At 67.4% G+C, this 25460-nt stretch carries 27 protein-coding genes; 24 read left to right on the plus strand and 3 right to left on the minus strand.

Annotated features, from left to right (window positions below; all coding sequences use genetic code 11):
• Positions 1-123 precede the first annotated feature (123 nt).
• The 3 genes from KDB67_RS07380 (at position 124) to KDB67_RS07390 (ending at position 3175) form a co-directional block, all read left to right on the plus strand.
• Positions 124-1005, plus strand: coding sequence for a PHB depolymerase family esterase (locus tag KDB67_RS07380; RefSeq protein WP_291014263.1), 882 nt, complete (start codon positions 124-126; stop codon positions 1003-1005).
• Positions 1006-1120: 115 nt separating this feature from the next.
• Positions 1121-2587, plus strand: a complete 1467-nt coding sequence (locus KDB67_RS07385; RefSeq protein WP_291014265.1) for a carboxylesterase family protein — start codon at positions 1121-1123, stop codon at positions 2585-2587.
• A gap of 138 nt (positions 2588-2725) precedes the next feature.
• The gene (locus KDB67_RS07390; protein ID WP_291014267.1) at positions 2726-3175 is read left to right on the plus strand and encodes a hypothetical protein; all 450 of its coding nucleotides are present in this window, start codon (positions 2726-2728) and stop codon (positions 3173-3175) included.
• Between the two features lie 25 nt (positions 3176-3200).
• Here KDB67_RS07390 and KDB67_RS07395 read toward each other — a convergent pair whose 3' ends face one another.
• From KDB67_RS07395 to KDB67_RS07405, 3 genes are read right to left on the minus strand one after another with little or no spacing between them, the layout of a single operon-like run.
• Entirely contained in the window at positions 3201-3764 is a 564-nt protein-coding gene (locus KDB67_RS07395; protein WP_291014270.1) for a pyridoxamine 5'-phosphate oxidase family protein, read from the minus strand.
• Positions 3761-4111, minus strand: a complete 351-nt coding sequence (locus KDB67_RS07400) for a hypothetical protein (RefSeq protein ID WP_291014272.1) — start codon at positions 4109-4111, stop codon at positions 3761-3763. Before KDB67_RS07400 ends, KDB67_RS07395 begins: the two co-directional genes overlap by 4 nt.
• The gene (locus tag KDB67_RS07405) at positions 4108-4797 is read right to left on the minus strand and encodes a recombinase family protein (protein WP_291014275.1); all 690 of its coding nucleotides are present in this window, start codon (positions 4795-4797) and stop codon (positions 4108-4110) included. The genes KDB67_RS07400 and KDB67_RS07405 overlap by 4 nt, the downstream gene beginning before the upstream one ends.
• Positions 4798-5096: 299 nt before the next feature.
• Here KDB67_RS07405 and thrS point away from each other — a divergent pair, with 299 nt between their 5' ends.
• From thrS to KDB67_RS07510, 21 genes are all read left to right on the plus strand, one after another.
• Positions 5097-7172: a threonine--tRNA ligase gene (gene thrS, locus KDB67_RS07410; protein ID WP_291014277.1), complete on the plus strand. Its 2076-nt coding sequence runs from the start codon at positions 5097-5099 to the stop codon at positions 7170-7172.
• On the plus strand, positions 7169-7744 hold the full coding sequence (locus KDB67_RS07415; protein WP_291014279.1) for an HIT domain-containing protein: 576 nt from the start codon (positions 7169-7171) through the stop codon (positions 7742-7744). Before thrS ends, KDB67_RS07415 begins: the two co-directional genes overlap by 4 nt.
• The gene (pgsA, locus tag KDB67_RS07420; RefSeq protein WP_291014281.1) at positions 7744-8421 is read left to right on the plus strand and encodes a phosphatidylinositol phosphate synthase; all 678 of its coding nucleotides are present in this window, start codon (positions 7744-7746) and stop codon (positions 8419-8421) included. Before KDB67_RS07415 ends, pgsA begins: the two co-directional genes overlap by 1 nt.
• Complete coding sequence (locus KDB67_RS07425; protein WP_291014283.1) at positions 8418-9329, plus strand: phosphatidylinositol mannoside acyltransferase; 912 nt, start codon at positions 8418-8420, stop codon at positions 9327-9329. The genes pgsA and KDB67_RS07425 overlap by 4 nt, the downstream gene beginning before the upstream one ends.
• Before the next feature lie 7 nt (positions 9330-9336).
• Complete coding sequence (locus KDB67_RS07430; protein WP_291014284.1) at positions 9337-10461, plus strand: glycosyltransferase family 4 protein; 1125 nt, start codon at positions 9337-9339, stop codon at positions 10459-10461.
• Positions 10462-10489: 28 nt separating this feature from the next.
• Positions 10490-11026 (plus strand): NUDIX hydrolase, encoded by a 537-nt coding sequence (locus KDB67_RS07435; RefSeq protein WP_291014287.1) that lies wholly within the window; start codon positions 10490-10492, stop codon positions 11024-11026.
• Between the two features lie 221 nt (positions 11027-11247).
• Positions 11248-12096 carry a pyridoxal 5'-phosphate synthase lyase subunit PdxS gene (gene pdxS, locus KDB67_RS07440; protein ID WP_291014443.1) on the plus strand — a complete coding sequence of 283 codons (849 nt, stop codon included), beginning with the start codon at positions 11248-11250 and terminating at the stop codon, positions 12094-12096.
• A 41-nt stretch (positions 12097-12137) separates the two neighbouring features.
• Positions 12138-13160, plus strand: coding sequence for a protein phosphatase 2C domain-containing protein (locus KDB67_RS07445; RefSeq protein WP_291014289.1), 1023 nt, complete (start codon positions 12138-12140; stop codon positions 13158-13160).
• A complete protein-coding gene (locus KDB67_RS07450; RefSeq protein ID WP_291014291.1) occupies positions 13157-13861 on the plus strand; it encodes a hypothetical protein in 705 nt (234 codons plus the stop codon). Before KDB67_RS07445 ends, KDB67_RS07450 begins: the two co-directional genes overlap by 4 nt.
• Positions 13862-13968: 107 nt before the next feature.
• Positions 13969-14520 carry a helix-turn-helix transcriptional regulator gene (locus KDB67_RS07455; RefSeq protein ID WP_291014294.1) on the plus strand — a complete coding sequence of 184 codons (552 nt, stop codon included), beginning with the start codon at positions 13969-13971 and terminating at the stop codon, positions 14518-14520.
• A 92-nt stretch (positions 14521-14612) separates the two neighbouring features.
• Positions 14613-15467 (plus strand): acyl-CoA thioesterase II, encoded by an 855-nt coding sequence (locus KDB67_RS07460; RefSeq protein ID WP_291014296.1) that lies wholly within the window; start codon positions 14613-14615, stop codon positions 15465-15467.
• The gene (pdxT, locus tag KDB67_RS07465; protein ID WP_291014299.1) at positions 15464-16156 is read left to right on the plus strand and encodes a pyridoxal 5'-phosphate synthase glutaminase subunit PdxT; all 693 of its coding nucleotides are present in this window, start codon (positions 15464-15466) and stop codon (positions 16154-16156) included. The genes KDB67_RS07460 and pdxT overlap by 4 nt, the downstream gene beginning before the upstream one ends.
• A gap of 104 nt (positions 16157-16260) precedes the next feature.
• Positions 16261-17016, plus strand: coding sequence for a YebC/PmpR family DNA-binding transcriptional regulator (locus KDB67_RS07470; protein ID WP_291014301.1), 756 nt, complete (start codon positions 16261-16263; stop codon positions 17014-17016).
• Positions 17017-17166: 150 nt separating this feature from the next.
• On the plus strand, positions 17167-17751 hold the full coding sequence (gene ruvC, locus KDB67_RS07475) for a crossover junction endodeoxyribonuclease RuvC (protein WP_291014445.1): 585 nt from the start codon (positions 17167-17169) through the stop codon (positions 17749-17751).
• Positions 17748-18344, plus strand: a complete 597-nt coding sequence (gene ruvA / locus KDB67_RS07480; RefSeq protein ID WP_291014303.1) for a Holliday junction branch migration protein RuvA — start codon at positions 17748-17750, stop codon at positions 18342-18344. Before ruvC ends, ruvA begins: the two co-directional genes overlap by 4 nt.
• 19 nt (positions 18345-18363) lie before the next feature.
• The gene (ruvB, locus tag KDB67_RS07485; RefSeq protein WP_291014304.1) at positions 18364-19455 is read left to right on the plus strand and encodes a Holliday junction branch migration DNA helicase RuvB; all 1092 of its coding nucleotides are present in this window, start codon (positions 18364-18366) and stop codon (positions 19453-19455) included.
• A gap of 162 nt (positions 19456-19617) precedes the next feature.
• Entirely contained in the window at positions 19618-20040 is a 423-nt protein-coding gene (gene yajC / locus KDB67_RS07490) for a preprotein translocase subunit YajC (RefSeq protein WP_291014306.1), read from the plus strand.
• Between the two features lie 160 nt (positions 20041-20200).
• On the plus strand, positions 20201-21850 hold the full coding sequence (gene secD / locus KDB67_RS07495; protein ID WP_291014308.1) for a protein translocase subunit SecD: 1650 nt from the start codon (positions 20201-20203) through the stop codon (positions 21848-21850).
• A gap of 56 nt (positions 21851-21906) precedes the next feature.
• Entirely contained in the window at positions 21907-23061 is a 1155-nt protein-coding gene (secF, locus tag KDB67_RS07500) for a protein translocase subunit SecF (protein ID WP_291014447.1), read from the plus strand.
• 10 nt (positions 23062-23071) lie between these two features.
• Positions 23072-24802, plus strand: a complete 1731-nt coding sequence (locus KDB67_RS07505; RefSeq protein WP_291014310.1) for an ABC transporter substrate-binding protein — start codon at positions 23072-23074, stop codon at positions 24800-24802.
• Positions 24803-24851: 49 nt separating this feature from the next.
• A complete protein-coding gene (locus KDB67_RS07510; protein WP_291014312.1) occupies positions 24852-25439 on the plus strand; it encodes an adenine phosphoribosyltransferase in 588 nt (195 codons plus the stop codon).
• Positions 25440-25460 lie beyond the last annotated feature (21 nt).

Below are 25460 nucleotides of genomic sequence, written 5' to 3' on the forward strand. Positions count from 1 at the left end.
CCTAATGGATGGCCGTCACATCACCTCCGGCAGGTTGGCCGCACATGTCACCGATCCTGCCGGTCGACGCGCAGCGTGGCCAAGATGACTGATGCTCGTGCTGCCGTGGTTCACACTGGGACGATGACACGCACACCTTTCCGGGTCGCACTGGTTGCCGTGATCGTCGTCGGCATCCTGCTCGCCCTGCCACGGTTCGCCTCCGAAAGCACGGCGGCACCCGCGCTCGCAGCCGGTACTTCCACCCACTCGATAGACTTCGACGGCCGCAACCGCGACTTCCGCGTCCACCGCCCGGCGACGGTGACGTCCTCGGCGCCGCTGGTGGTGGTCCTGCACGGCGGATTCGGATCGGCGCGCCAGGCTGAACTCAGCTACGGCTGGAATCAACAGGCCGCGGCCGGCCGTTTCATCGTCGCCTATCCCGATGCGATACGCCGCTCCTGGAATGCGGGAACCTGTTGCGGTGCGGCATCGTCCACGAACCTGGACGATGCCGGATTCGTCGAGGCCGTGGTGCACAGGATCGCCGCCCTCACCCCGATCGACTCCCGCCGCGTCTACGTGACCGGAATGTCCAACGGCGCCATGCTTGCCCTGCGTATTGCTTGCCGGACAGATACTTTCGCCGCCATAGCACCCGTCGCCGGCACCTTGGTGACCTCATGCCCGGCGCCGCGGCCGGCATCGCTGCTGCAGATTCACGGAACCGCCGACCCGAGGGTGCCGTACGGGGGCGGTCCCGGGCAGGCGATCGGCCTCGACGGCAACGCCCGAGTCGACGGCCCGGCCATTCCCGCGGTCAACGCCACGTTCCGTGCGGCCAACAGCTGCGCACCGCCACGTCAAACGGTGATCGGCCCGATCACCACGTCGAGCGCACAGTGCGCCGGCGGTCGCGAGGTGCGGTTGGTGAGCATCGCAGGCGGCGGCCACACCTGGCCGACGTCGCCCTACAACGCGACGGCCCAGATCTGGCGCTTCTTCGCCGCGCACCCGCGCTGACGACGATCGCCGGACGCGTCCGGCGACGCACGTCCGTTCGGTTCCGGAACATCCGCGTTGTCGTATTGGCAGGACTCGGTGACGGCGGTCACGTACGGCAGCGTACGTTCAGGCCATGACCGAAGTGCAGACAACAGCAGGGATCGTCCGCGGGACCGTCGTCGACGGGGTCGCCTCGTTCAAGGGTGTGCCGTTCGCCGCGCCGCCGGTCGGTGCGCGCCGGTTCCAGGCGCCCGCGCCACCGCAGCCGTGGGACGGCGTGCGTGATGCGCTCGACTACGGGCACACGGCGCCACAGGGCGACTATCCGCCGCCGCTGGACAAGCTGCTCACCAACTTCGTCAACGACGGCGACGACTATCTGAACCTCAACGTGTGGACACCGGAGCAGGCCATCGGTGGGGACCCGCGTCCGGTGATGGTGTGGATTCACGGTGGCGCGTTTGTGAACGGGTCGGGCGCGATCTACGACGGCACCACCTTCGCCCGCGACGGCGTCGTGATGGTGTCCATCAACTACCGACTCGGCGTGAACGGCTTCCTGTGGTTCGGGGAGGGCACCCCGAACCTGGGCATCCTCGACCAGATCGCGGCCCTGGAATGGGTGCGCGACAACATCGCCGCGTTCGGTGGTGACCCGGCCAAGGTGACCATCTTCGGTGAATCGGCCGGCGGAATGAGCACCGCAACACTGCTGGCCACTCCGGCCGCCCACGGTCTGTTCGGTCGCGCGATCGTCCAGTCCGGCGGTGGGCATATCGCGATGAGCCCAGGCAGCGCGATCAAGGTGGCCCGCAAGTACGCGAAGATCCTCGGCGTTGAACCGAGCCGCGAGGCCGTCGCGGCCGCCGACCCCAAAGCGATCATCGCGGCTCAATCCGCGCTGTCGGTGGAGATGAACAAGAAGCCGTTCAAACGCCTCTGGGGCGACGCGGCCGCCAACCTGCTGCCGTTCGAGCCGGTCATCGACGGCACCATCGTGCCCGGCCTGCCCGAGACGGCCATCGCGGCCGGTGCGAGTGCCGACGTCGACCTGATGGTCGGTTCCAACGCCCACGAGGGCAGACTCTTTCTCGCACCGACCGGTGCCGCTCCGAAGGTGCCGCCGGTCGTCCCGTACATCTACGCACGCACAGCGGGCGCCAAGAAGCCCGCAGCGACCCTCAAGGCCTACCGCAAGAGCCGCTCCACCGAGTCCTGGGGCGATATCACCGCGTCCTTCATGACCGACGCCTACTTCCGGGCTCCCGCGCTACGCCTGGCCGAGGCACACCCCGGCACCTTCGTCTACGAATTCCAGTGGGAAACCCCGCAGGTTCCCGGGCTGGGATCATGCCATGCCCTTGAGGTGCCGTTCGTATTCGACGGACTGGACGGCTCACGGTACGCCGCGCTGACCGGTCCGTCGGCACCCAAGGATCTCGCCGCCGCCATGCACAAGGCATGGATCGACTTTGCCGTCACCGGTGACCCCGGCTGGCCCGCCTACGATCACACCACTCGATCGACGATGGTGTTCAACAAGACCTCCGGTGTCGAACCCGACCCGCGTCCGCACGACAGGCGGCACTGGGAACGCTGACCGTCACCGGGGGCGAGCGTCCTGGCGCAGTGAGTCGCCCTCACCGGGCTGACGGTGTCGAGTACCTGACACGTCGAATCGACGCGAGCCGCGGTGCGCCGCCTTGCGATGGTCGCCGCGGACGGCCACGCTTCTTGCATGAGCACCAGCAAGGACCCCACCGGTGGCATCCTCGACGCGGCCGCCCGTAAGCTGCGCCTGCCGTTCGGCGTACCCGACTTCGTCGACCGCATCGTCTCCGGCAGCGTCGATGAGGCCGGTCGGCGCACTGTGCAGGTGCTCATCACCACCTGGGACCTGGCCGAAGGCGGACCCTTCGCCGCACAGGCCATCTCGGCGGGCGGCATGGCCAAGAGCGTCGAGATCGTCTACGACAACCTTATCGGGCCCATCTTCGGACCTCTGCTCAAACGCCTCGGCGCCGACGACGTCACCAAGCGTGCGGGCCTGTGCGCCACCCAGCTCGTCGGGGTCGGCGTGGTGCGTTATGTGGCCCGTGCCGACCCGATCCGGTCGATGACTCCGGAAGAACTCGCCGACGCGATCGCCCCGACCCTGCAGCGCTACCTCATCGGCGACATCTCCTGACATTCCGCTGACGCCGAGCCCGGTATCAGCGGAAACGGAAGCGGGTGCAGTCGTCGGGAAACTTCGACCATGCCATCGCGCGGCGCGGGGTGATCGTTCGCAGACCGCCACCGTCGGTGGGGGACTCCCAGGAGCCTGGCTCCGGCTTGTAGTCCAGGTCGTGATACTTGCCGAATGCGGCGGCCAGACGTTGCCCGAAACCATCACCGAGTGCGCGGACCGCCACCGAGGTGCCTTCGACGATCACCACGTCGGTGCCGCTTTCCAAGGTGAGTGTGCACGCCGGGTTGGCCTCGAGATTGCGGGCATGCACAGTGGTCGGAGCTCCGTCGTAGAAGAATCGGTTGTCCAGCCACACACCCCAGCGGGGGATGGTGTGCGGGGTGCCGTCGGGCCGTACCGAAGCGAGCCAGTAGTGCTTCGACGCGGTGAGTTTGTCCAGAACCGTGGCCCAGTCCAGGGTGACGGTCGCGTTCTCGACTCCGTAGCCGTCGGGCATGCGTGGCCGGTCGATGATCGTCGGGACGATCGGTGGCAGGGCACCGGCGTCGGGCAGTGGGTTGTCGGGGGAGGCGGTACTCAGGCTCATAATCGGACAGTATGGACCCCGGCTACGACACCCGGGACTTTCTCAGACCGGCCGGACCGGCCGACTGGCCGCAACGCGGGGACTGTGTGCGGGTCAGCGGTGACCGCGCCCAGGGGACCGCCCCGCAGGTACCCGAACAGTGCGGCCCGGTAGCCGCGGAGATGGCTGATATCGCCGGTCTCGGATACCGGCTGTTCCAGGGTCGATGACGCGTGATGGCACGCCCACGCGCCGGGCAAGGACTCCAGGTAGTCGATCGCATCGGAGAAGCCCCGGCGGAACTCGTCATGATCGAGCGTGTCGCCTCGATCCGCGACGGATCGGTGGACCTGATCGGGTGTGGTCATCGATCGTCCTCCTGCAGTCGATCCTCGTGTGCCAGGGTCCGGTACAGCGTCGCGCGGCTGACCCCCAGTGATTCGGCGATGGTCGGTACGCGTTCACCCAGGGCACGTCGCCGACGCGCCACCTCGATCTGTTCGGCGTCGAGAACACGCGGTCGACCGACCGATCCGTCGTGGCTGCCGACCGCGCGGTGCGTGGCGGTGAATCGATGACGGTCATCAGGTCGGCGGCCCTCAGCGGGCCGGGGCTGATCGTCGCGACGGGATGCGCCGTGCACCTGAGTGCTGCCCGACTCGTCGCAGAGGTTCGCCAAAGAGGCCAGGACACCGACGATCATCCGTCCGGCAGCGTCGGCGGTATCGATCCCTTCCTGCAGCGACCGCAGCCGCAGACCCCGCTCCTGCAGGGTGCGGACGGTCCGCATCACATCGTCGGGGGTCGTACCGAGCCTGTCGATACTCGCCACGAGTACCGTGTCGCCGGTTCGGGCATAGTCCAGGAGTGCTGCCAATCCCGGACGGTGCAGGGCAGGCTCGCCGGGGGACTGGACGTCGCTGTACACGCGGAAGCCACTGACGCCGGCGGCGGTCAGCGTGTCGAACTGTGCGTCGGTCGCGAGCCGGCCGGAACTAGCCCGCGCATACCCGAGCAGTTCACCCGAAGGCGGCCCGGAGTCGTCGATTGCCATACCAAAACGATATCTCAAAAAGGCGAGAATGTCTCGTATTGAAAAAGGTGTCAAAACACCCTAGCTCCTGTGGAGCGCTTAGTGCATATGCCCCGAACTGGTGGTCTTATAATTACGAATATCGATACGTGGGTGAGACTGATATTGGGACTTATTGCGAGATAACGAGATAAGTTCGAGATTCGACGTTCAGGGAATCCGGTGTCGCGAGCGCCGGGTGAGGAGTGGCAGGCGAACGAACCCGCCACGATACGATCACGGGGTAAACCCGCCGTTTCCCTGATCGAGGAGAATCCGCCGTGCCCGATGATGTTCTGGTGACCAGCCCCACCACGATCCGTGTGCCGGCTGGGACCACCGCGGGTACCGCGCTCCGCGAGCACGACCTGCCCAACAGGGGCCCTGAGGCGGTGGTCGTCGTCCGAGATCCGGAGGGCAACCTGAAGGATCTGTCGTGGGCACCGGAGATCGACATCAACGTCGAGCCGGTTGCCGCGAACACCGACGACGGCCGCAAGGTGATCCGCCATTCGTGCGCCCACGTCCTGGCTCAGGCCGTGCAGGACGTGTTTCCCGACGCCCGCCTCGGCATCGGACCGCCCATCACCGACGGCTTCTACTACGACTTCGACGTCGCCGAACCCTTCACCCCCGAGGATCTGGTGACCTTGGAGAGGAAGATGAAGCAGATCATCAAGTCGGGGCAACGCTTCTCCCGCCGCGTCTACGCCTCCAAGGACGAGGCGCGCGCCGAACTGGCCGCCGAGCCGTACAAGCTCGAACTGATCGACGACAAGGGCGCCGCCGACGACGCGGAGGTTATGGAGGTCGGCGGAGCCGAACTCACCGTCTATGACAACCTCAACCCGCGCACCGGCGAGCGGCAGTGGTGTGACCTGTGCCGCGGCCCGCACGTGCCCACCACCAAGTACATCGCCGCGTTCAAACTGACCCGCAGCTCGGCCGCCTACTGGCGGGGCGATCAGGCCAACGCAGGTCTGCAGCGCGTGTACGGTACCGCCTGGGAATCGGTCGAGGCCCAGAACATCTACCTCGATCGTCTCGCCGAGGCCGAGAAGCGCGATCACCGTCGGCTCGGCACCGAACTGGACCTGTTCAGCTTCCCCGACGAGATCGGTTCGGGCCTGCCCGTCTTCCATCCCAAGGGCGGCATCATCCGCAAGGAGCTCGAAGACTATTCCCGACTGCGGCACGCGCAGGCCGGATACGAGTTCGTCTACACCCCGCACGCCACCAAGGGTGATCTATTCAAACTGTCCGGGCATCTGGACTGGTACGCCGACGGCATGTACCCGCCGATGCAGCTCGACGAGGAACGCGACTCCGACGGCACGCTGCGCCGGCCGGCCATCGACTACTACCTCAAGCCGATGAACTGCCCGATGCACAATCTGATCTTCCGTTCCCGTGGCCGCTCCTATCGCGAGTTGCCGCTGCGGCTGTTCGAATTCGGCACGGTCTACCGGTACGAGAAGTCGGGCGTGGTGCACGGACTCACCCGGGCACGCGGCTTCACCCAGGACGACGCCCACATCTACTGCACCCGCGAACAGATGGGTGAGGAGGTGCGCTCGCTGCTGCAGTTCGTGCTGGATCTGCTCCGCGACTACGGTCTCGATGACTTCTACCTCGAACTGTCCACCCGCAACCCCGACAAGTCGATCGGCTCGGACCAGGCGTGGGAGGAGGCCACCGAGGTGCTGCGGGAGGCGGCGTCGAGCTTCGGTCTGGACCTCGTCGACGACCCGGGGGGTGCGGCGTTCTATGCACCCAAGATCTCGGTGCAGGCCAAGGACGCGATCGGGCGCACCTGGCAGATGTCGACCATCCAGGTCGACCTGATGCTGCCGGACCGCTTCGAACTCGACTACACGGGCAACGACGGCGCCAAACACCGCCCGGTGATGATCCACCGGGCGCTGTTCGGGTCCATCGAGCGATTCTTCGGTGTGCTCACCGAACACTACGCGGGTGCATTCCCGGCATGGCTGTCGCCGGTCCAGGTCGTCGGCATCCCGGTCGCCGAGGCATTCGCCGACCACCTCGCCGGTGTCATCGGGCAGCTCAAGGCACACGACGTGCGCGCCGAGGTCGACTTCTCCGATGATCGGATGCAGAAGAAGATCCGCACCCACACCACGGGTAAGGTGCCGTTCATGCTGCTCGCCGGAGAACGCGACGTCGAGGCCGGAGCGGTCAGCTTCCGGTTCCGCGACGGCACCCAGGTCAACGGCGTACCCGTCGACCTGGCCGTCGCACGGATCATCGACTGGGTCGCCTCGCGCCGCAACGAATCACCGACCGCCGCGCTGTTCGACGACTCTGCCGCAACAGCCGAGGCGGCGACCCCGTGACCGGGTCACCCGGTGAGATCCGGGATGTCGGTACCGGCGACGACGACCGGTTGCAGCGGCTGTGGACCCCGCACCGGTTGACCTATATCACCGCCGAACCGCGCTCATCGACCAAGTCGTCGGGTCATCCGTTCCTCGACATCCCGACGATGTCGGACGAGGAGGGCCTGATCCTGGCCCGTGGTCAATGGGTGTACGCGGTGCTCAACCTGTACCCGTACAACGCCGGGCACACGATGGTGGTGCCGTACCGGCAGGTTGCCGACCTCGAAGACCTGACCCCGGCCGAGTCGTCGGAGCTGATGACGTTCACCCAGCACACCATTCGCACCATCAAGGCGGTCTCCAACCCCAACGCGTTCAACGTGGGGCTGAACCTGGGCTATGCCGCGGGCGGCTCGCTGGCCGAGCACCTGCATCAGCACATCGTGCCGCGCTGGGTCGGGGACGCGAACTTCATCACCGTCGTCGGCGACGCCAAGGTCATTCCGCAATTGCTGCGTGATACCCGTGCGCTGCTGGCCGACAAGTGGCGCGAACTGTGGCCCGGCACCGAGGCGGGGACGGACTGATGCTGAGCATCCTGGGCCGGGCGTCGGTGTCGAAGGTCACCGCACCCATCGGCAAGGCCCTGCTGGCCACCGGACTGACCCCCGACATCATGACGGTCCTGGGGACCGTCGCGACGATCGCCGCCGCGCTGACGCTGTTCCCGATGGGCTACCTGTTCGCCGGAACGCTGGTCATCTGGCTGTTCGTCATGTTCGACATGCTCGACGGTGCGATGGCCCGCGCCCGCGGCGGCGGTACCCGATTCGGGGCGGTCCTCGACGCCACGTGCGACCGCATCGCCGACGGCGCGATCTTCGCCGGCCTGGCCTGGTGGTGCATGGTGCAGCAACCGCACCAGTTGCTGTTCGTGGCCACCCTGATCTGCCTGGTCACCTCGCAGGTCATCTCGTACGCGAAGGCACGGGCCGAGGCTTCGGGCCTGTACGGCGACGGCGGCCTGATCGAACGGCCCGACCGACTCATCATCGTGCTCGTCGGTTCCGGTTTCACCGGTCTTGGGATCTGGTGGGCCATTCACGTCGCCATGTGGTTGCTCGCGGCCGGCAGTGTCATCACCGTCATCCAGCGGATGCATTCGATCGCATCGTCGCCCGGTGCGCGGGAGTTGATCCCGATCGTCACCAAGGACGACGGGCCGGACGAGTCCGAAGGTGACGATCCGAAGACCACCTCATGACGTCGATCTCCGAGCGCCTCGCCGACCTCGGCTACGGACTGGGCTGGTCGGCCGTCCGTCACGCTCCCGACTCGCTGGCCCGGAACCTGTTCGACAGGGGTGGGGCGTGGGCCGGCCGGCGCGGCGGCGGACCCGACCAGCTGCGGCGCAACCTGGCCCGCGTCCTCGGCGTCGCACCCGCACAGGTACCCGACGACACCGTCGAGGCGGCGGTCCGCTCCTACGCCCGGTACTGGTACGAGGCATTCCGGCTGCCGTCGATGGATCCTGCGCAGGCCGCCGCCTCGGTCACCTTGCCCGCCGACGATCGGGCCGACCTCGCGCAGGCCCACGCCCGCGGCAAGGGCATTGTCATCGCCCTGCCGCATTCGGGTAACTGGGACATGGCCGGGGTGTGGCTGGTTCAGCACTACGGCCAGTTCGCGACGGTTGCCGAACGCCTCAAACCCGAGTCACTGTTCCGGCGATTCGTCGACTACCGCGAATCCCTCGGCTTCGAGATCTTCCCGCTCTCGGGCGGCGAACAGCCCCCGTTCACCGTGCTTGCCGAGCGACTCCGGGCGGGCGGCATCATCTGCCTGCTCGGCGAACGAGACCTCGCCAAACACGGGGTCGAGGTGGAGTTCTTCGGCGAGAAGACACGGATGCCCGCCGGTCCGGCCCGGCTCGCGATCGACACCGGTGCGGCGCTCAAGGTGGCCCACCACTGGTTCGGCGACGGCGCGACCTCCCAACTGCGGTGCGGCCCGGCCATCGACACCTCGGGCGGGGTGGAGGCCACCACCCAGTTGCTTGCCGACGCCTACGCACGCAACATCGCCGCCCATCCCACCGACTGGCACATGCTGCAGCCGCTGTGGGAGGCCGACTGGTCCGAGCACCGTCGCGCCCGGATCGAAGGGGCCTGATCCGGCGGTGAAGATCGGAATGATCTGCCCGTACTCCTTCGATGTCCCCGGAGGAGTGCAGGCGCATGTGGTGGAACTGGCCGAGGTGTTCGGCCGGCGCGGGCACGAGGTCAGCGTCCTGGCACCGGCCGCCGACACCACCGATCTGCCCGACTACGTGGTGTCCGTCGGGCCCGCCCTGGCGATCCCGTACAACGGGTCGGTTTCCCGGGTCAACTTCAGCCCGCGGGGGTACATGCGGCTGCGGCGGTGGATCGCCGACAACGAGTTCGACGTCCTGCACGTGCACGAACCGAACTCGCCGTCGACGTCGATGCTGGCGCTGATGGTGGCCTCGGGCCCGATCGTGACCACCTTCCACACCGCCACCACCCGATCCTTGTGGCTGACCGTCTTCCAGGGCATTCTGCGGCCCTACCACGAGCGGATCGCCGGCAAGATCGCCGTGTCAGAGCTGGCGCGGCGCTGGCAGATGGAATCGCTCGGCTCCGACGCCGTCGAAATCCCCAACGGCATCAGTGTGTCGAGTTTCGCCGACGCTCAGCCACTCGACGGCTACCCCTCGGAGGGTGGTTCGATCCTGTTCCTGGGCCGCTACGACGAACCCCGTAAGGGCGTCGACATCCTTATGCGGGCGCTGCCGGCGATCGTGGAACGGTTTCCGAAGGTACGGGTGCTGGTGGTGGGTGGCGGCAATGAGCGCGCGCTGCGCCGCCGGGCCGGTGCCCTCGCCGAACATCTGGTGTTCCTCGGCCAGGTCGATGACGCCACCAAGGCACGCGCACTACGTTCGGTGGACGTCTACTGCGCACCCAACCTCGGTGGGGAGAGCTTCGGTATCGTCCTGGTCGAGGCGATGGCCGCGGGTGCCGCCGTCGTGGCCAGCGACCTCAACGCGTTCCGGCGCGTACTCGACGACGGGCGGGCCGGTCGCCTGGTACCCACCGGATCGGCAGAGGGCCTGGCAACCGCCGTCATCGAGCTGCTCGGCGACGACACCGCCCGCGCCGAACTCGTCGCCCGCGCCCAGGCCAGGGCGGCCCGATACGACTGGTCGCGGGTCGCCGACCAGATCCTGCGGGTGTATGAGACGGTCACCGTCGGCGCGGGCCCCGTCATCATTTCCGACTGATCAACCCCTGACCGGAGGGTCCGCACTCATGCACATCTCGGGCCTGACCATTCCCGGGCCGCTCGTGGCCACGTTGACCATCGTGACGATGGTCATGCTGCTCGCCGGGTGGTGGGCGTACAAGGTCGCGGTCAGGCTCGACCGGCTCAACGTGCGCGTCGATCTTGCTCGCGGTGCGCTGGAGGCGGCGCTGTCCCGGCGAGCGGTGGTGGCCCGGCTGGTGGCGGCCGGGATCGCCGATGATCCGCGCGCACCACCACACTCGCAAGACCTCGCCAGGCAACTCGTCACGGCCGCCGACCACGCCGAGCGTGCCGACGCAGCCGGACGCGAGGCCGCTGAGAACGAGCTGTCGGCGGCGCTGGCCCGCACGGATGCCTCCCGGCGGCCCGCGGCGCTGGTCGCCGAGCTGGCAGATGCCGAGACCCGGGTCATGATCGCCCGGCGGTTCTACAACGACGCCGTCCGCGACACTCGCAGCCTCGGCGAACGGCGTCTGGTGCGACGGCTGCACCTGGGTGGAACCGCTCCGTTGCCGCAGTTCTTCGAGATCATCGAACGCTGAGCACCAGGGCGTGCCTGTCCATCCGGGTAGGGTTCGTTTAATGAGAGTAGGTCGGGAGTGGCTCATTGCGATCCCTCGCCTAGACTTAACGGGCAACACGCACGTGCGGCCGTCGGTCGCTGCCCGTACCGGGCCCGACCGCCGACCGTGGGCGAGTGGACGACATCGAAGCAGGAGAGTCAGTGAGTCAGTTCCAGGGCACGGCCCGGGTTAAACGCGGAATGGCCGAAATGCTCAAGGGCGGCGTCATCATGGACGTGGTCACCGCCGAGCAGGCAAAGATCGCCGAGGACGCCGGTGCGGTCGCGGTGATGGCGCTTGAGCGTGTGCCGGCCGATATCCGCGCCCAGGGCGGTGTATCGCGGATGAGCGATCCCGACATGATCGACGGCATCATCTCCGCCGTCAGCATCCCGGTGATGGCCAAGGCCCGAATCGGCCACTTCGTGGAGGCACAGATCCTGCAGAGCCTCGGTGTCGACTACATCGACGAGTCCGAGGTGCTCACCCCCGCCGACTACGCCAACCACATCGATAAGTGGCAGTTCACGGTGCCGTTCGTGTGCGGTGCCACCAACCTCGGCGAGGCCCTGCGCCGCATCACCGAAGGTGCGGCGATGATCCGCTCTAAGGGCGAGGCCGGTACGGGTGACGTCTCCAACGCCACCACCCACATGCGCAAGATCCGCGACGAGATCCGCAGGCTCACATCGTTGCCCAAGGACGAGCTGTACGTGGCGGCCAAGGAATTGCAGGCGCCGTACGACCTCGTCGCCGAGGTCGCCGAACTCGGCAAGCTGCCGGTCACCCTGTTCACGGCGGGCGGGATCGCCACGCCCGCCGACGCGGCGATGATGATGCAGCTCGGTGCCGAAGGTGTGTTCGTCGGATCGGGTATCTTCAAGTCCGGCAATCCGGCTCAGCGTGCTGCGGCGATCGTGCAGGCGACGACCTTCCACGACGACCCCGACGTACTGGCCAAGGTGTCACGCGGACTGGGTGAGGCGATGGTCGGAATCAACGTCGACGAGATTCCGCAACCGCACCGCCTGGCCGAGCGCGGCTGGTAGGGCCGGGGCACACGACGATGGGCGTATCCGAGGGAGACTCAGTGGACTTGATCATTCGCGATGACTCCCGGTGCGGAACCGACACCGTCGGGCCGCTCACGCTGAGCTGGGCCGCCAACAGTGACGTCGGCCGGGTCCGGGAGTCCAATGAGGACGCGGCGTCGGCGCGGCCCGGTAAGTACTTCGTCGCCGACGGAATGGGCGGCCATGAGAGTGGCGAGGTTGCGAGCGAGACCGCGCTGCGCGCGCTCGACGGCGTTGCCTGTGGCGGTGACCGCACCGAGACGCAGACGGCGCTGATCGATCTGCTTTCCACCGCGCAGCGGCGGATCGACGAGATCGATCCGGATGCCCGCCGCCGGGCGGGGACCACGGCGACCGGCCTCATCCTGGTCACCCACGAGGAACGTCCGCACTGGCTGGTACTCAACATCGGCGACTCCCGCACCTACCGCTTTGCGGACGGTGTTCTCGAACAGGTCACCGTCGACCATTCACAGGTCCAGGAGTTCATCGACGCCGGGTTCATCACCGCCGAAGAGGCCCGCACCGATCCTCGCCGCAACGTGATCACCCGAGCGCTCGGCGCGGGCATGATCGAACCGGAGGCGGACTTCTATTCGTTTCCGGCGGTACCCGGCGAGGTGCTGTTGATATGCACCGACGGACTGACCGGCGAACTGCCCGATGCGGAGATCGAGGGCATCCTCACCGACATGCCCGCGCCGAAGGACGCAGTCGCAACGCTGATCGCCGGCGCCCACGCATTCGGTGCCCATGACAATGTCACCGTCGTCGTGGTGGCGGTGTCCGACACGGAGGCCGACGAACTGGCCGAGGCCGACGACGTTACAGTCGACGTGACGAACGACATCGCCGAGGCCGACGAGGTGGCCGATGACGCGGGCGGTGGCGACGATGACGCGGGCGGTGGCGCCGATACGGACGGTGACCAGACAGGCACGGCAGACTCCGACTCCACGGAGTCCGGCGGTCCGGAGGGGAACTCCGCACCGTCCGAACCGGCCACAGAACCCGCAGCAGCCGAAGACGCCCCGGTGTGAGCACCGCTGTCGTCGAATATTGCGGGGAACAGTTTCCGCTGGGGGCGGGGGCGCGGTTCTCGATCGGTCGTGAAGCCGACCTGGCCATCGATGACAATCCGTATCTGCATCGCCGGTTCCTGCTGGTGTACAACCTGAATGAACAGTGGTGGCTCAGCAACCTCGGAACTCATCTGTCGGTCAGCGTCTCAGCCGGCGACGGTTTCACCGCAACGCTGGGCCCGGGGGCACAGATGCCACTGGTCTACGGGGTGTCGACGATCGTGTTCACCGCAGGCCCCACCACCTACGAGCTCAGCGTGCACACCCCGCAACCGAGCGTGGGCTCGGTGACCGCACCGGCGATGATCAGCGGCACCACCACCCAGGGGGTGCCGATGCTCACCGAAAGCCAGAAACTGCTCATCGTGGTGTTGGCAGAGGAGATTCTGCGCCGTGACGGCACCGGAGCCAGTTCCATCCCGTCGTCGGCGCAGGCCGCCGGGAGGCTCGGTTGGTCGATCACCAAGTTCAACCGCAAACTCGACAACGTCTGCGACAAACTCGACCAGCTCGGTGTCTCGGGGATGCGCGCGGGCGGTGGCAGGCTCGCCACCAATCGGCGCGCCAAACTCGTCGAGTACGCGGTAGCGTCCCGGATCGTCTCTCGCGCCGATCTACCCATGATCGAGGCCGAGGCGGCGCGCAACCAGATGCCCTGACCCCTGATCAGTGCTCTCACCTGGGGTTTTCGTATGGGTAGTACTACCCAGGTGATGGGGAGATCTACCCATCGACCGTGGTGCCGGAACGCCTTAGCGTTCTACCCATGACGACAACAACTTCGCACCAGCAGATCCCCACCACCAGCTCTGCCCGCGCGACCCAGGTCGTGCACCGCCCCGGCTATGTCGGAGCGCCCGCCGGCAGCCGCACCTCTCACGTCCGCCGTGATGCGGAAGCGGCTCGCCGTCGTGAAGAGGCACTTGCCCGCCTGACCGCCCGCAGCATGCCGCTGCCCGGCCGTCCGATGCCCGGGGCGCACGTGCCCGGTCCCACCTCCCGCTCGATGATCCGCACCATCGAGGTCGAACGCGACGAGACCCCGCAGCCGGCGGTACACACCTGCACCTGCGCGGCGACCTCGGATCATGAGCGTCCGGCGCTGACCGACCGGGAGATCGAGGTGCTGCGCACCTGGCTGATGCTCGACTCCAAACCGGCCGTGGCGCAGGAGCTCTACATCTCGCTCGGTACCGTCAACACGCACCTGACCCGGATCCGGGCCAAGTACTCCGACATCGGCCGGGCGGCCCCCACCAAGGCCGCGCTCGTGGCCCGCGCCGTCCAGGACGGACTGGTCGCGCTCGACGACCTGTGATCCGCAGACCGCCGATCACCCGCCGCCGGGGTATCCGCGGGTGATCGACGGTCTCGGTCAGCGGAATCAACCACGCCGAATACACTCGTCGTGTGGCAACAATTGAGGAGATCCTGCGTCTCGAACCGATCGAGAAGGACATCTACCGCGGTCCGGCCTTCGCGAGCAGCCTGGTCCGGACCTTCGGTGGTCAGGTGGCAGCCCAAGCCCTGACCTCGGCGACGCATACCGTGGACGAGACCTACCACGTGCATTCGCTGCACGGATACTTTCTGCGGCCCGGGAACCCCGACAAACAGACCGTGTTCCTGGTCGACCGCATCCGGGACGGACGGTCGTTCGTGACGCGCCGGGTCACCGGTATCCAGGACGGTGAGGCCATCTTCAGCATGTCGGTGTCGTTCCACGTGCAGGACGACGAGGGCCTCGAGCATCAGGACCTGATGCCGCCGGCGCCGCAACCCACCGAACTGCTCGATCGGCACGACGACGCGACCGCCGAGGACAAGGCCGTCTACCGGGAATGGGACAACTTCGACATCCGGATCGTGCCGCGCGAGAAGATGGTCACCAACGACTATCTCGCCGCGCAGCAGCGTGTCTGGTTCCGGTACCGCCATCCGTTGCCGGACGATCAGGTCTTCCACGTCGCAACCTTGGCGTATATGAGCGATATGACGCTGCTCGGCTCTTCGCGGGTGCCGCATCGCGGTGTGCAGGCACAGGGCGCCTCGCTCGATCACGCGATGTGGTTCCTGCGGCCGTTCCGCACCGACGAGTGGCTGCTCTACGACCAGACGTCGCCGTCGGCCGCGGGGGGCCGCGCACTGACGCAGGGGCGGATCTTCGACCTCAAGGGCCGTATGGTGGCTGCGGTCACCCAAGAGGGACTGGCCCGCGTCGGACGCGTCTTGCCGAAGGATCAGTACGCACGGCAGGACAAGTGACCGCCCCCGGCAGCACCGGTCCGCACGTCAGCAGCCCCGACTCCAGGCCACTTGTCGGTGTCCTGGCGTTGCAGGGTGATGTCCGTGAGCATCTGGCGGCCCTGGAAGTGTCGGGTGCACGCGCCGTGACCGTGCGTCGGGCCGCTGAACTCGATGCCGTCGACGGTCTGGTCATCCCCGGCGGCGAGTCGACCACGATGAGTCACCTGCTGACCGTCCTCGACCTGTTCGAGCCACTGGCAGCGCGGCTGGCGGCCGGGCTTCCCGCCTACGGGTCGTGCGCCGGGATGATCATGCTCGCGAGCACCATCCTCGACACCAGACCCGATGCCAAGCACCTGGACGCACTTGATATCACGGTGCGCCGCAACGCTTTCGGACGCCAGGTCGAATCCTTCGAGACCGATCTGGACATCGCGGGGATCACCGACGGTCCCGATGCCGCTCCGATGCGGGCCGTGTTCATCCGGGCACCGTGGGTCGAGTCGGTGTCGCCGCATGTGCAGGTGCTCGCGCGGGTTCCGGACGGGCCCGCTCAGGGCCGGATCGTCGCCGTGCGGCAAGGCGCGGTACTGGCCACCTCCTTCCACCCCGAGGTGACCGGGGACCGCCGGGTACACGCGTATTTCGTAGACATGGTTCGGGAGGTGTCCGGCGGCAATCGTGGCGTCGGTAATATCGACACCTGATCGAACGCCGACCCATGGGGCATGGCATCACGTGGGCGCAGCAGGCGTCCGTACGGGCCTGCCAGGGGCACCGACGCAACGGGAACGACGACACCGGGAGAACTATGAGCGGCCATTCCAAATGGGCCACCACCAAGCACAAGAAGGCGGTCATCGACGCCAAACGCGGCAAGATGTTCGCCAAGCTCATCAAGAACATCGAGGTGGCGGCCCGCACCGGTGGTGGCGACCCGGCAGGCAACCCGACGCTCTACGACGCCATTCAGAAGGCCAAGAAGTCGTCGGTCCCCAACGACAACATCGAACGCGCCCGTAAACGCGGCGGTGGTGAAGAGGCCGGCGGCGCCGACTGGCAGACCATCATGTACGAGGGTTACGGACCCAACGGGGTGGCGATCCTCATCGAGTGCCTGACCGACAACCGCAACCGCGCCGCCGGTGAGGTCCGTACGGCGATGACCCGCAACGGCGGCAACATGGCAGACCCGGGTTCGGTGGCGTACCTGTTCACCCGCAAGGGCGTGGTGACGCTGGAGAAGGGCGGCCAGAGCGAAGACGATGTGCTGATGGCCGTCCTCGACGCCGGTGCCGAGGAAGTCACCGACCTCGGCGAGACGTTCGAGGTCGTCAGTGAGCCCACCGACCTGATCGCGGTGCGCTCGGCGTTGCAGGCCGCGGGCATCGACTACGACTCCGCCGAGGCGAGCTTCCGTGCCTCGGTGGAGGTGGCGGTCGACGCCGACGGCGCGCGCAAGGTCTTCAAACTGATCGACGCGCTCGAAGACTCCGACGACGTGCAGAACGTGTACAGCAATGTCGACATCAGTGACGAGGTACTCGCCGAACTCGAGAACGACTGAGCCTCATACCCACCAAAGGCGCCGCCTACGGGCGGCGCCTTTGGTGTCCGGGTAGTGCCCGGCCCGGAGTGTGGAGTGTTGTTGTGGAGCGGTGTCCGACCGACCCGATACGATGTCGAACAGTTGTTCTCTATGTCGGGAGGTGTGCGGGTGCGGGTGATGGGTGTGGATCCCGGCTTGACCAGGTGCGGTATCGCGTTGGTCGAATCCGGTAAAGGACGTTCGGTCACCGCCCTCGACGTCGACGTTGTCCGCACGCCCACCGATATGGACCTCGCGCAGCGGTTGCTGGCCGTGTACACCGCCGCGTGCCACTGGCTCGACGTCCATCAGCCCGACGTCGTCGCCATCGAGCGGGTGTTCGCCCAGAACCAGGTATCGACGGCGATGGGTACCGCCCAGGCCGGGGGAGTGATCGCCCTCGCCGCCGGCCAGCGCGACATTCCGGTGCGATTCCACACCCCGTCCGAGGTCAAGGCCGCGGTCACCGGCAGCGGCCGGGCAGACAAGGCCCAGGTCACCACCATGGTGACCCGGATTCTCGGCATGCAGACCAAACCCAGACCCGCCGACGCCGCCGACGCGCTCGCGCTGGCCATCTGCCACTGCTGGCGCGGCCCGATGGCCGAACGGATGGAGGAGGCCAAACACCGCGCCGACGTCCTCGCCGCCCGGCACCGCGCCCGCCTCGCCCAGGCCGCCGGAAGTACTCAGGCCGCAGGAAGTGCCCGATGATCGCGTCCGTCCGGGGCCCGGTGATCGACGTCGCGCTCGACCACGTCGTCATCGACTGCGCCGGCGTCGGATACCGCGTCCTGGTCACACCGCCGACGCTGGCCACGGTACGTCGCGGTGTCGAGACCACCTTGCTCACCACGATGATCGTGCGCGAGGACTCGATGACCCTGTACGGGTTCGTCGACCCGGACGCACGCTCGCTGTTCGGGCTGTTGCAGACGGTGACCGGGGTGGGACCGAGACTGGCGATGGCCACCCTGGCCGTCCTCGAACCGGACGCACTGCGGCGGGCGCTGGCCGATTCGGACACCAAAGCACTCATGTCGGTGCCGGGGATCGGTAAGCGGGTCGCCGAACGGCTCGTCGTCGAACTGCGTGACAAGGTCGACCTTCCGGTCGGCGCAGTAGGACAGGGCACCGATTCCGCGGGCGGACCATTGCGCGGACAGGTGACCGAGGCGCTGGTCGGTCTGGGTTTCACCGTGGCCGCCGCCGACAAGGCCGTGCAGTCCGTGCTCGCCGACAACCCCGGCGCCGACGCGTCCACCGCGCTACGCGCCGCGCTCAGCTGCCTCGGCAAGACATCATGACGGGCGTCGGGAGGCCGTGATGGACGAGCACGACGACGCGCCGGGACAGTTCTCGGAGATCGATGCGTCCCCGATACCCGGAGACAAGGATTTCGACGCAGGCCTGCGGCCACGGTCGCTGGCCGACTTCATCGGCCAGCCGAAGGTGTGTGAACAGCTGGAGCTGGTGTTGCAGGGTGCCAAGGGCCGCGGCAGTACTCCCGACCACATCCTGCTGTCGGGCCCGCCCGGCCTCGGCAAGACCTCCTTGGCAATGATCATCGCCTCGGAGATGGGAGCGGCGATCCGCGTCACATCGGGACCCGCACTCGAACGTGCCGGCGACCTGGCGGCGATGCTGTCCAACCTGGTCGAGGGCGATGTGCTGTTCATCGACGAGATCCACCGCATCGCCCGGCCGGCCGAGGAGATGCTGTATCTGGCGATGGAGGACTTCCGCGTCGACGTGGTGGTCGGCAAAGGGCCCGGTGCCACATCGATTCCGCTCGATGTCGCGCCGTTCACTCTGGTCGGCGCCACCACCCGGTCCGGTGCGCTGACCGGGCCGCTGCGCGACCGCTTCGGTTTCACCGCGCACATGGAGTTCTACGAGACCGATGAGCTGGTCCGGGTACTGCGCCGGTCGGCGGGCATCCTCGGCATCGTGATGCGACCCGACGCGGCCACCGAGATCGCCCGACGCTCCCGCGGCACGCCCCGGATCGCCAACCGGCTGCTGCGGCGGGTCCGCGACTACGCAGAGGTCCGCGGCGACGGCAAGGTCACCGTCGCCGTCGCTCGTGCGGCGCTGGCCGTGTACGACGTCGACGATCTCGGCTTCGACCGGCTCGATCGCGCCGTGCTGGGCGCGCTGATCCGCGGTTTCGGTGGGGGACCGGTCGGTGTGTCCACGCTCGCGGTGGCGGTCGGTGAGGAGCCGGCCACCGTCGAAGAGGTGTGTGAACCGTTCCTGGTGCGGGCGGGGATGATCGCCCGCACGCCGCGCGGACGGGTGGCCACCGCCGCGGCGTGGCAGCATCTGGGACTGACACCCCCGGCGGGCGCCCTGAACGCGACCTTCGCGGTCCGGGCCCGCGACGACGCCACCGGGTCCCTGTTCGACGAGCTCTGATCGTGCTGTGCCGGGCGGCATCGGCCCCGGGCGCGCGGGCGTGGAATCGGGGCCCGTACGGGTCATGGCACACTAGGGGGAGAGGTCGGGCCGCTTCCCGCGTGGATGAACGCGGCCCGAATCACCTGACGACACGACACCTCAAGGATCGAAGCGCACACCATGGAGCTACTTTTCCCCCTGATGCTGGCCCTCATGGCCGGCTTCATGTTCATCAGCATCCGCAAGCAGAAGAAGCGGATGCAGGAAATGCAGGAGATGCAGAACGACGTGTCGGTGGGCACGCGTCTACAGCTGACATCGGGCTTGTTCGGTACCGTCGTCGACGCCGACAACAGCGACTACATCGACGTGGAGATCGCGACCGGAGTGGTCACCCGCTGGAACCGGCTGGCGATCATGCGCGTTGTGCAGACCGAGGACGCCGCCGAAACCTACCCGGGTGCGGTATCGACCTCCTACCTCGACGATCTCGATGACGACGACGATGACGATGACGATTTCGTCACCGACGACTACCTTGACGAGGACGACGCACCGGCAGACACCGACATCGCCGGAAAGCGTCCCGATCTGGAGAAGTGACCCGTCTGGCGGACGTTCGATCTCCCGCCCGAACCGGCTGGCCCCGACACCAGCTACTGAAGACAAGCCCAGGAAGAACCCGCCCACCGGCCGTCGACCGACGGTCGGTCTCGTGCGGTCCGATTGACACCGCCCGCGGTCGAAGGAGACCTGAACAGCAGTGAGCACACCTCGCCGTACGGCCAAGCGGCCGGGACCTCGCAACGAGGTTTCGCCGTGGAAACCGTTGACCGCCTTTCTCGTCCTCCTCGCCGTCGTGTACGGGCTGGTGTTCTTCACCGGCGGCGGATCGGCGGAGCCGAAACTGGGCATCGACCTGCAGGGCGGCACCCGGGTCACGCTGACCGCCCGCACCCCGGACGGTAAGACTCCGTCGAAAGATCAGCTCGACCAGGCCAAACAGATCATTGAAAAGCGCGTCAACGGGCTCGGCGTCGCCGGTTCCGAAGTGGTCGTCAACGGCAACAACCTGGTGATCACCGTCCCCGGCAACGACGGAAAGCAAGCCCGCACGCTGGGACAGACCGCCCGGCTGTACGTGCGGCCGGTCACCACGGTGCAGGCCGCAGTCCCCCAGAAAACGGATGAGAAGGACACCAAGGACGGCGACGACGGCAAGACCCCGGCGCAGGGCACCGAGGCCGAGCGCAAAGCCGCCCAGGCCGCGATCGAGGAGCAGCGCAAGCTGCGGCAGGCCCCGGCGAACGCCGACCAGAAGCGGATCGCGGAACTGACCGCACAAATGGCCAAGATGGACTGCTCACCCGAGTTCAACGACCCGCTGCGCGGCAACGACCTGCCCGACCAGTACCTGGTGGCCTGTTCGCAGGACGGCACCCAGGTATACCTGATGGAACCGCAGATCATCGACGGCCGTGACATCGCGAGCGCCTCCGCGGGCACCAACGACCGCGGCGAATGGGTCGTTATGGTCGAGTTCAAGGGCAAGGCCCGCAATTTCTGGCCCGAGTACACCGGCAAGAACATCGGCAAGCAGACCGCGTTCACCCTCGACACCGAGGTCGTGTCGGCGCCCAGCATCAACGGTGCCATCACCACCCGTCAGACCGAGATCACCGGATCGTTCAACCAGAGTTCGTCCAAGGACCTGGCCAACGTCCTCAAGTACGGTTCGCTGCCGCTGTCTTTCGAGGCCTCCGACGCCGAGACCGTGTCGGCGACCCTCGGCAAGGAGTCGCTGCGGGCGGGCCTGATCGCCGGCGCGGTCGGCCTGATCGCGTGCCTGCTGTACGCGCTGGCGTACTACCGGATGCTCGGCGTGCTCACCTTCCTGTCACTGGTCCTGGCCGGTCTGCAGGTGTACGGCATCATCGTGCTGCTGGGCCGGTGGATCGGGTTCACCCTCGACCTGGCCGGTATCGCCGGCCTCATCATCGGTATCGGTATGACCGCCGACTCGTTCGTCGTCTACTTCGAACGCATCAAGGACGAGATACGCGAGGGCAGAACGTTCAGATCGGCGGTCCCGCGCGGCTGGGTCAGCGCGCGACGCACCATCTGGACCGGCAACATGGTCAGCCTCATCGCCGCCGTCGTCATCTACATCCTGGCCGTCGGCGAGGTTCGCGGTTTCGCGTTCACCTTGGGCCTGACCACCGTGCTCGACGTCGTCGTGGTGTTCCTGGTGACCCACCCGCTGGTGGTGCTCGCCACCAGGTCGCCGTTCCTGTCGCAGCCCAAGGTCAACGGCCTTGGCGCGGTCAGTGAGGTCGCCGCGCAGCGCAAGGCTGCGGCACGGGCACAAGCAGCGGTTAAAGCGGCCGAGGCCGGGGAAGGAGCGGTCCGGTGACCACTCCCAACAACATCAGTGACAGCGCCGATCCGTCGACTTCCGACGAGAGTGCCCTGGAAGGAGCCGCCGGCGCGACCGAGGCCGACTTCGTCGCCGACAAGAATCGGTCGTTCTTCTCGCGCCTGTACACCGGTACCGGCGCCTTCGACATCATCGCCAAACGGCGCACGTGGTACATCGTCACGCTGATCATGATCGCCGTCTGCGGTCTGTCGATCCTTGTGCGCGGTTTCACCTTCGGTATCGATTTCGAGGGCGGCACCCAGATTGCGGTCCCGGCCTCCGCCGAGGTCACCCGCGACGCCGTCGAAACCGTGTACTCGGACACCTTCGGCAAAGAACCGGACAGCGTGCAGTCCGCGGGCAGCGGTTCCAGCGCCACCATCCAGCTCCGGTCCGAGCACCTGGACCAGGACCAGACCGTCCGGATCACCACCGCACTTGCCGACAGGTTCAGCTCGTCCATCACCGCCGACGACGTCTCCTCGTCGGATGTGAGCTCCACCTGGGGTGGGGAGATCACCAAGAAGATGCTGATCGCGCTCGTCGTGTTCCTGGTGATCGTGTTCGTGTACATCGCGGTCCGCTTCGATCGGGAGATGTCGATCGCGGCGATGGCGTCGCTGTTCCTGGACATGGTGTTCACCGCCGGTATCTATTCGATCGTCGGCTGGGAGGTCACGCCGGCGACGGTGATCGGCTTGCTGACCATCCTCGGCTTCTCCATCTACGACACGGTGGTGGTGTTCGACAAGGTCGCCGAGAATACTCGCGGCTTCCTGCGCACCACGCGACGCACATATGCCGAACAGACCAACCTGGCCGTCAACCAGACCCTGATGCGCTCGATCAACACCACCGTCATCTCGGTGCTGCCGATCATCGCGCTGATGATCATCGCCGTGTGGCTGCTGGGCGTGGGTACCCTCAAGGACCTGGCGCTGATCCAGTTCGTCGGCGTGCTCGTCGGCACCTATTCGTCGATCTTCCTGGCCGCGCCGCTGCTGGTGACGCTCAAGGAGATGCGCTCGGACGTCAAGGCACACACCGGCAAGGTGCTGGCCCGCCGTGCCCGCATCGAGGCCGGTGAACCGGAGCTCGCCGAACGTCGCACGAGCGCCGGGCGGGCGGGTCGGCGGGCGCAGTCCGACGACCGCGACACGGCCGTACCGGCCGGGAAGCGCAGGAGCCGGGGTCAGAACCGATAACGTCGCCGGTATGACAGCAAGACCCGGACGGACCGTCGTGCGTCTGCTCGCCCTGGTGCTCGGCCTCGTCACCGGTGCCGGAGTGGTGACCGCCTGCTCGGGGGAGACCCGGCCACCCACCATCGACTATGTCGTCGATGCGGGCCTGACCACCTACAACGCCAATACCGTGACCGGGAACTCCGACGGTGCGCTGATGGCCGTGACACGGGTGCTGCCCGGGTTCAGTCTGCTCGGCAACAACGGTCAGGTGATGCCTGACCGCGACGTGGGTACGGTCACCGCCATCTCGCAGGCACCGCTCACCCTCCGGTACGTCTTCTCGCCGCAGGCGGTGTTCTCCGACGGCACCCCCATGGACTGTGACGACCTGCTGCTGGCATGGGCTGCGATGAGCGGGCGCTTCCCCGGTTTCACACCGGCGACCACTGCCGGGTACCGCGACGTCCGGAACGTCGACTGCCGGGCCGGCGCCAAGACCGCCACCGTCGTTTTCGCGGCGGGCCGCGTCTACCGGGACTGGTTGTCGCTGTTCGGTGCCGGGACCCTGCTGCCGGCGCACGTCGTCGCACGCAAGGCCGGGGTCGCCGATGTCGTCGCCGCCATCCGCGGCGGCAATCCCGCCAGGATCGGCAAACTCGCCAAGGCCTGGAACACGGGGTTCACGTTCCCCAACGGTGAACTGGAGCCGGCCGACTTTCCGGCGTCGGGCCCGTTCCGGATCTCGGCCGCCGACCCCGCCGAAGGTCTGGTCCTGGTCCCCAACGACAAATGGTGGGGCGATGCCCCGGCCGCCACGCGCATCGCCATCCGGGGGGCACGCCACGATCTGGCGGCGTTGACCTCAGGAGACTTCGATGTCGCCGATGTCGCGGACGGCATCGTCGACGGTGAGATCTCCAACTCGGCCACGAGCAAGGCCCCGGCTTCCGCTGGGCCTGTGGCCACGACGTCGTTGTCGATCGACGAGCTGGTGCTGTCCCAGCGTGGGGTGTTCTCCGATGTCCGGGTACGTCAGGCCTTCGCGCTGTGCGTGCCCCGGCCCGCCATAGCCACACAATTCGGTGCGGGTTCGCCGGTGTGGAATCTGCGCACCCAGGTGCCGGGCGACAGTTTGGCCGCACAGCTCAACGGTCAGGTCGGCCTGCGTTACGCACGCCCGGACATCATCGGTGCCCGCGAACTGCTCGGTCAGGCCGCGGCCTCGGGTGCGCAGGGCGTCAGCTCGAGCGCCGGCACCGGCGTCCGGGCGAAGGTCCGGATCGGTTACCGCACGCCCCACGCCCGCGACCAGGCGCTGGTCGCCGCGATCACCGGATCGTGCCGCAAGGCGGGGATCGAGGTGACCGACGTAGGCTCCGACGACCTCGCGCCGACCGCTTTGGGTAAACGGGCCGACGCGTTGCTGATCAGCAGCGGCTCCGGATTTGCCGCGACCGGCGCGGCCAGCCCGATCCGGGACTCATACCGGCTACGTGCCGGAGACCCGTTGAACCTCGCCGGCGCCGACGACCCCCAGGTGTCGCAGGCGGTCGACACGCTGAGCGTGGTGACCTCCGCCACCGGTCAGCTCGATGCCGTCCGCACCATCGAGACCGGCGCCTGGTCGTCGATGATGTCGATCCCGCTGGTCGTCACGCCCCGGGTGTACCGCTCCGGTGGCCGGGTCGCCCACGTGGTTCCCGGCCACGGCCGCAACGGGACCGGCTGGAACATGGATCGCTGGTCCCTCACCGAATGAGCCGCTCGGCCGACGTACCGGATGCTGCCGGTCTTGCTACAGTTCGCCCGTGACCCCCTCGGATGACCGGCCGGCCGGCAGCACAGCGCATCACACACTCGATGAGGCGCGTGCGGCCATCGCGGCCCACACCCGGCTCGTCGCGGACTTCCCCGGCCCGGGTGTCCAGTTCAAGGATCTGACGCCTGTCCTCGCCGAATCGCGCGCCTTCGCCTCGATCATCACCGCCCTGGCACATGGCTGCCCCGATATCGACCTCGTCGGCGGCATCGATGCCCGTGGATTCCTGCTTGGCGGTGCCGTCGCCCGTGAACTGGGTGTCGGTGTGCTGGCGGTCCGCAAGCAGGGCAAACTGCCGCCGCCCGTCCACACCGTCACCTACGACCTCGAATACGGTAGCGCGGCGCTGGAGATCCCCGCCGACGGCCTCGACCTGACAGGACGGCGGGTGCTGCTCATCGACGACGTCCTGGCCACCGGTGGCACCGCGGTCGCCGCGGCCACACTCATGCGTACCGCCGGCGCGCATGTGGTGCGGGTGTCGGTGATCATGGAGCTGACGGCGCTGGGCGGCAGGGCCACGATCGCCCGGGGCATCGGCTCCGACGTCGAGGTGCATGCTCTGGTCGCGGACTAGACTTTGACGACCGGCCGGGAC

It is taken from the genome of Gordonia sp. (in: high G+C Gram-positive bacteria) (assembly GCF_020438995.1).
GTDB lineage: Bacteria > Actinomycetota > Actinomycetes > Mycobacteriales > Mycobacteriaceae > Gordonia.

What these genes read in the sequence shown, in the direction of transcription:
- KDB67_RS07380 (WP_291014263.1), top strand. Translation starts at nt 124, where the DNA reads ATGACACGCACACCTTTCCGGGTCGCACTGGTTGCCGTGATCGTCGTC.
- KDB67_RS07385 (WP_291014265.1), top strand. Translation starts at nt 1,121, where the DNA reads ATGACCGAAGTGCAGACAACAGCAGGGATCGTCCGCGGGACCGTCGTC.
- KDB67_RS07390 (WP_291014267.1), top strand. Translation starts at nt 2,726, where the DNA reads ATGAGCACCAGCAAGGACCCCACCGGTGGCATCCTCGACGCGGCCGCC.
- KDB67_RS07395 (WP_291014270.1), bottom strand. Translation starts at nt 3,764, where the DNA reads ATGAGCCTGAGTACCGCCTCCCCCGACAACCCACTGCCCGACGCCGGT.
- KDB67_RS07400 (WP_291014272.1), bottom strand. Translation starts at nt 4,111, where the DNA reads ATGACCACACCCGATCAGGTCCACCGATCCGTCGCGGATCGAGGCGAC.
- KDB67_RS07405 (WP_291014275.1), bottom strand. Translation starts at nt 4,797, where the DNA reads ATGGCAATCGACGACTCCGGGCCGCCTTCGGGTGAACTGCTCGGGTAT.
- pgsA (WP_291014281.1), top strand. Translation starts at nt 7,744, where the DNA reads ATGCTGAGCATCCTGGGCCGGGCGTCGGTGTCGAAGGTCACCGCACCC.
- KDB67_RS07425 (WP_291014283.1), top strand. Translation starts at nt 8,418, where the DNA reads ATGACGTCGATCTCCGAGCGCCTCGCCGACCTCGGCTACGGACTGGGC.
- KDB67_RS07435 (WP_291014287.1), top strand. Translation starts at nt 10,490, where the DNA reads ATGCACATCTCGGGCCTGACCATTCCCGGGCCGCTCGTGGCCACGTTG.
- pdxS (WP_291014443.1), top strand. Translation starts at nt 11,248, where the DNA reads ATGGCCGAAATGCTCAAGGGCGGCGTCATCATGGACGTGGTCACCGCC.
- KDB67_RS07455 (WP_291014294.1), top strand. Translation starts at nt 13,969, where the DNA reads ATGACGACAACAACTTCGCACCAGCAGATCCCCACCACCAGCTCTGCC.
- KDB67_RS07470 (WP_291014301.1), top strand. Translation starts at nt 16,261, where the DNA reads ATGAGCGGCCATTCCAAATGGGCCACCACCAAGCACAAGAAGGCGGTC.
- ruvA (WP_291014303.1), top strand. Translation starts at nt 17,748, where the DNA reads ATGATCGCGTCCGTCCGGGGCCCGGTGATCGACGTCGCGCTCGACCAC.
- ruvB (WP_291014304.1), top strand. Translation starts at nt 18,364, where the DNA reads ATGGACGAGCACGACGACGCGCCGGGACAGTTCTCGGAGATCGATGCG.
- yajC (WP_291014306.1), top strand. Translation starts at nt 19,618, where the DNA reads ATGGAGCTACTTTTCCCCCTGATGCTGGCCCTCATGGCCGGCTTCATG.
- KDB67_RS07505 (WP_291014310.1), top strand. Translation starts at nt 23,072, where the DNA reads ATGACAGCAAGACCCGGACGGACCGTCGTGCGTCTGCTCGCCCTGGTG.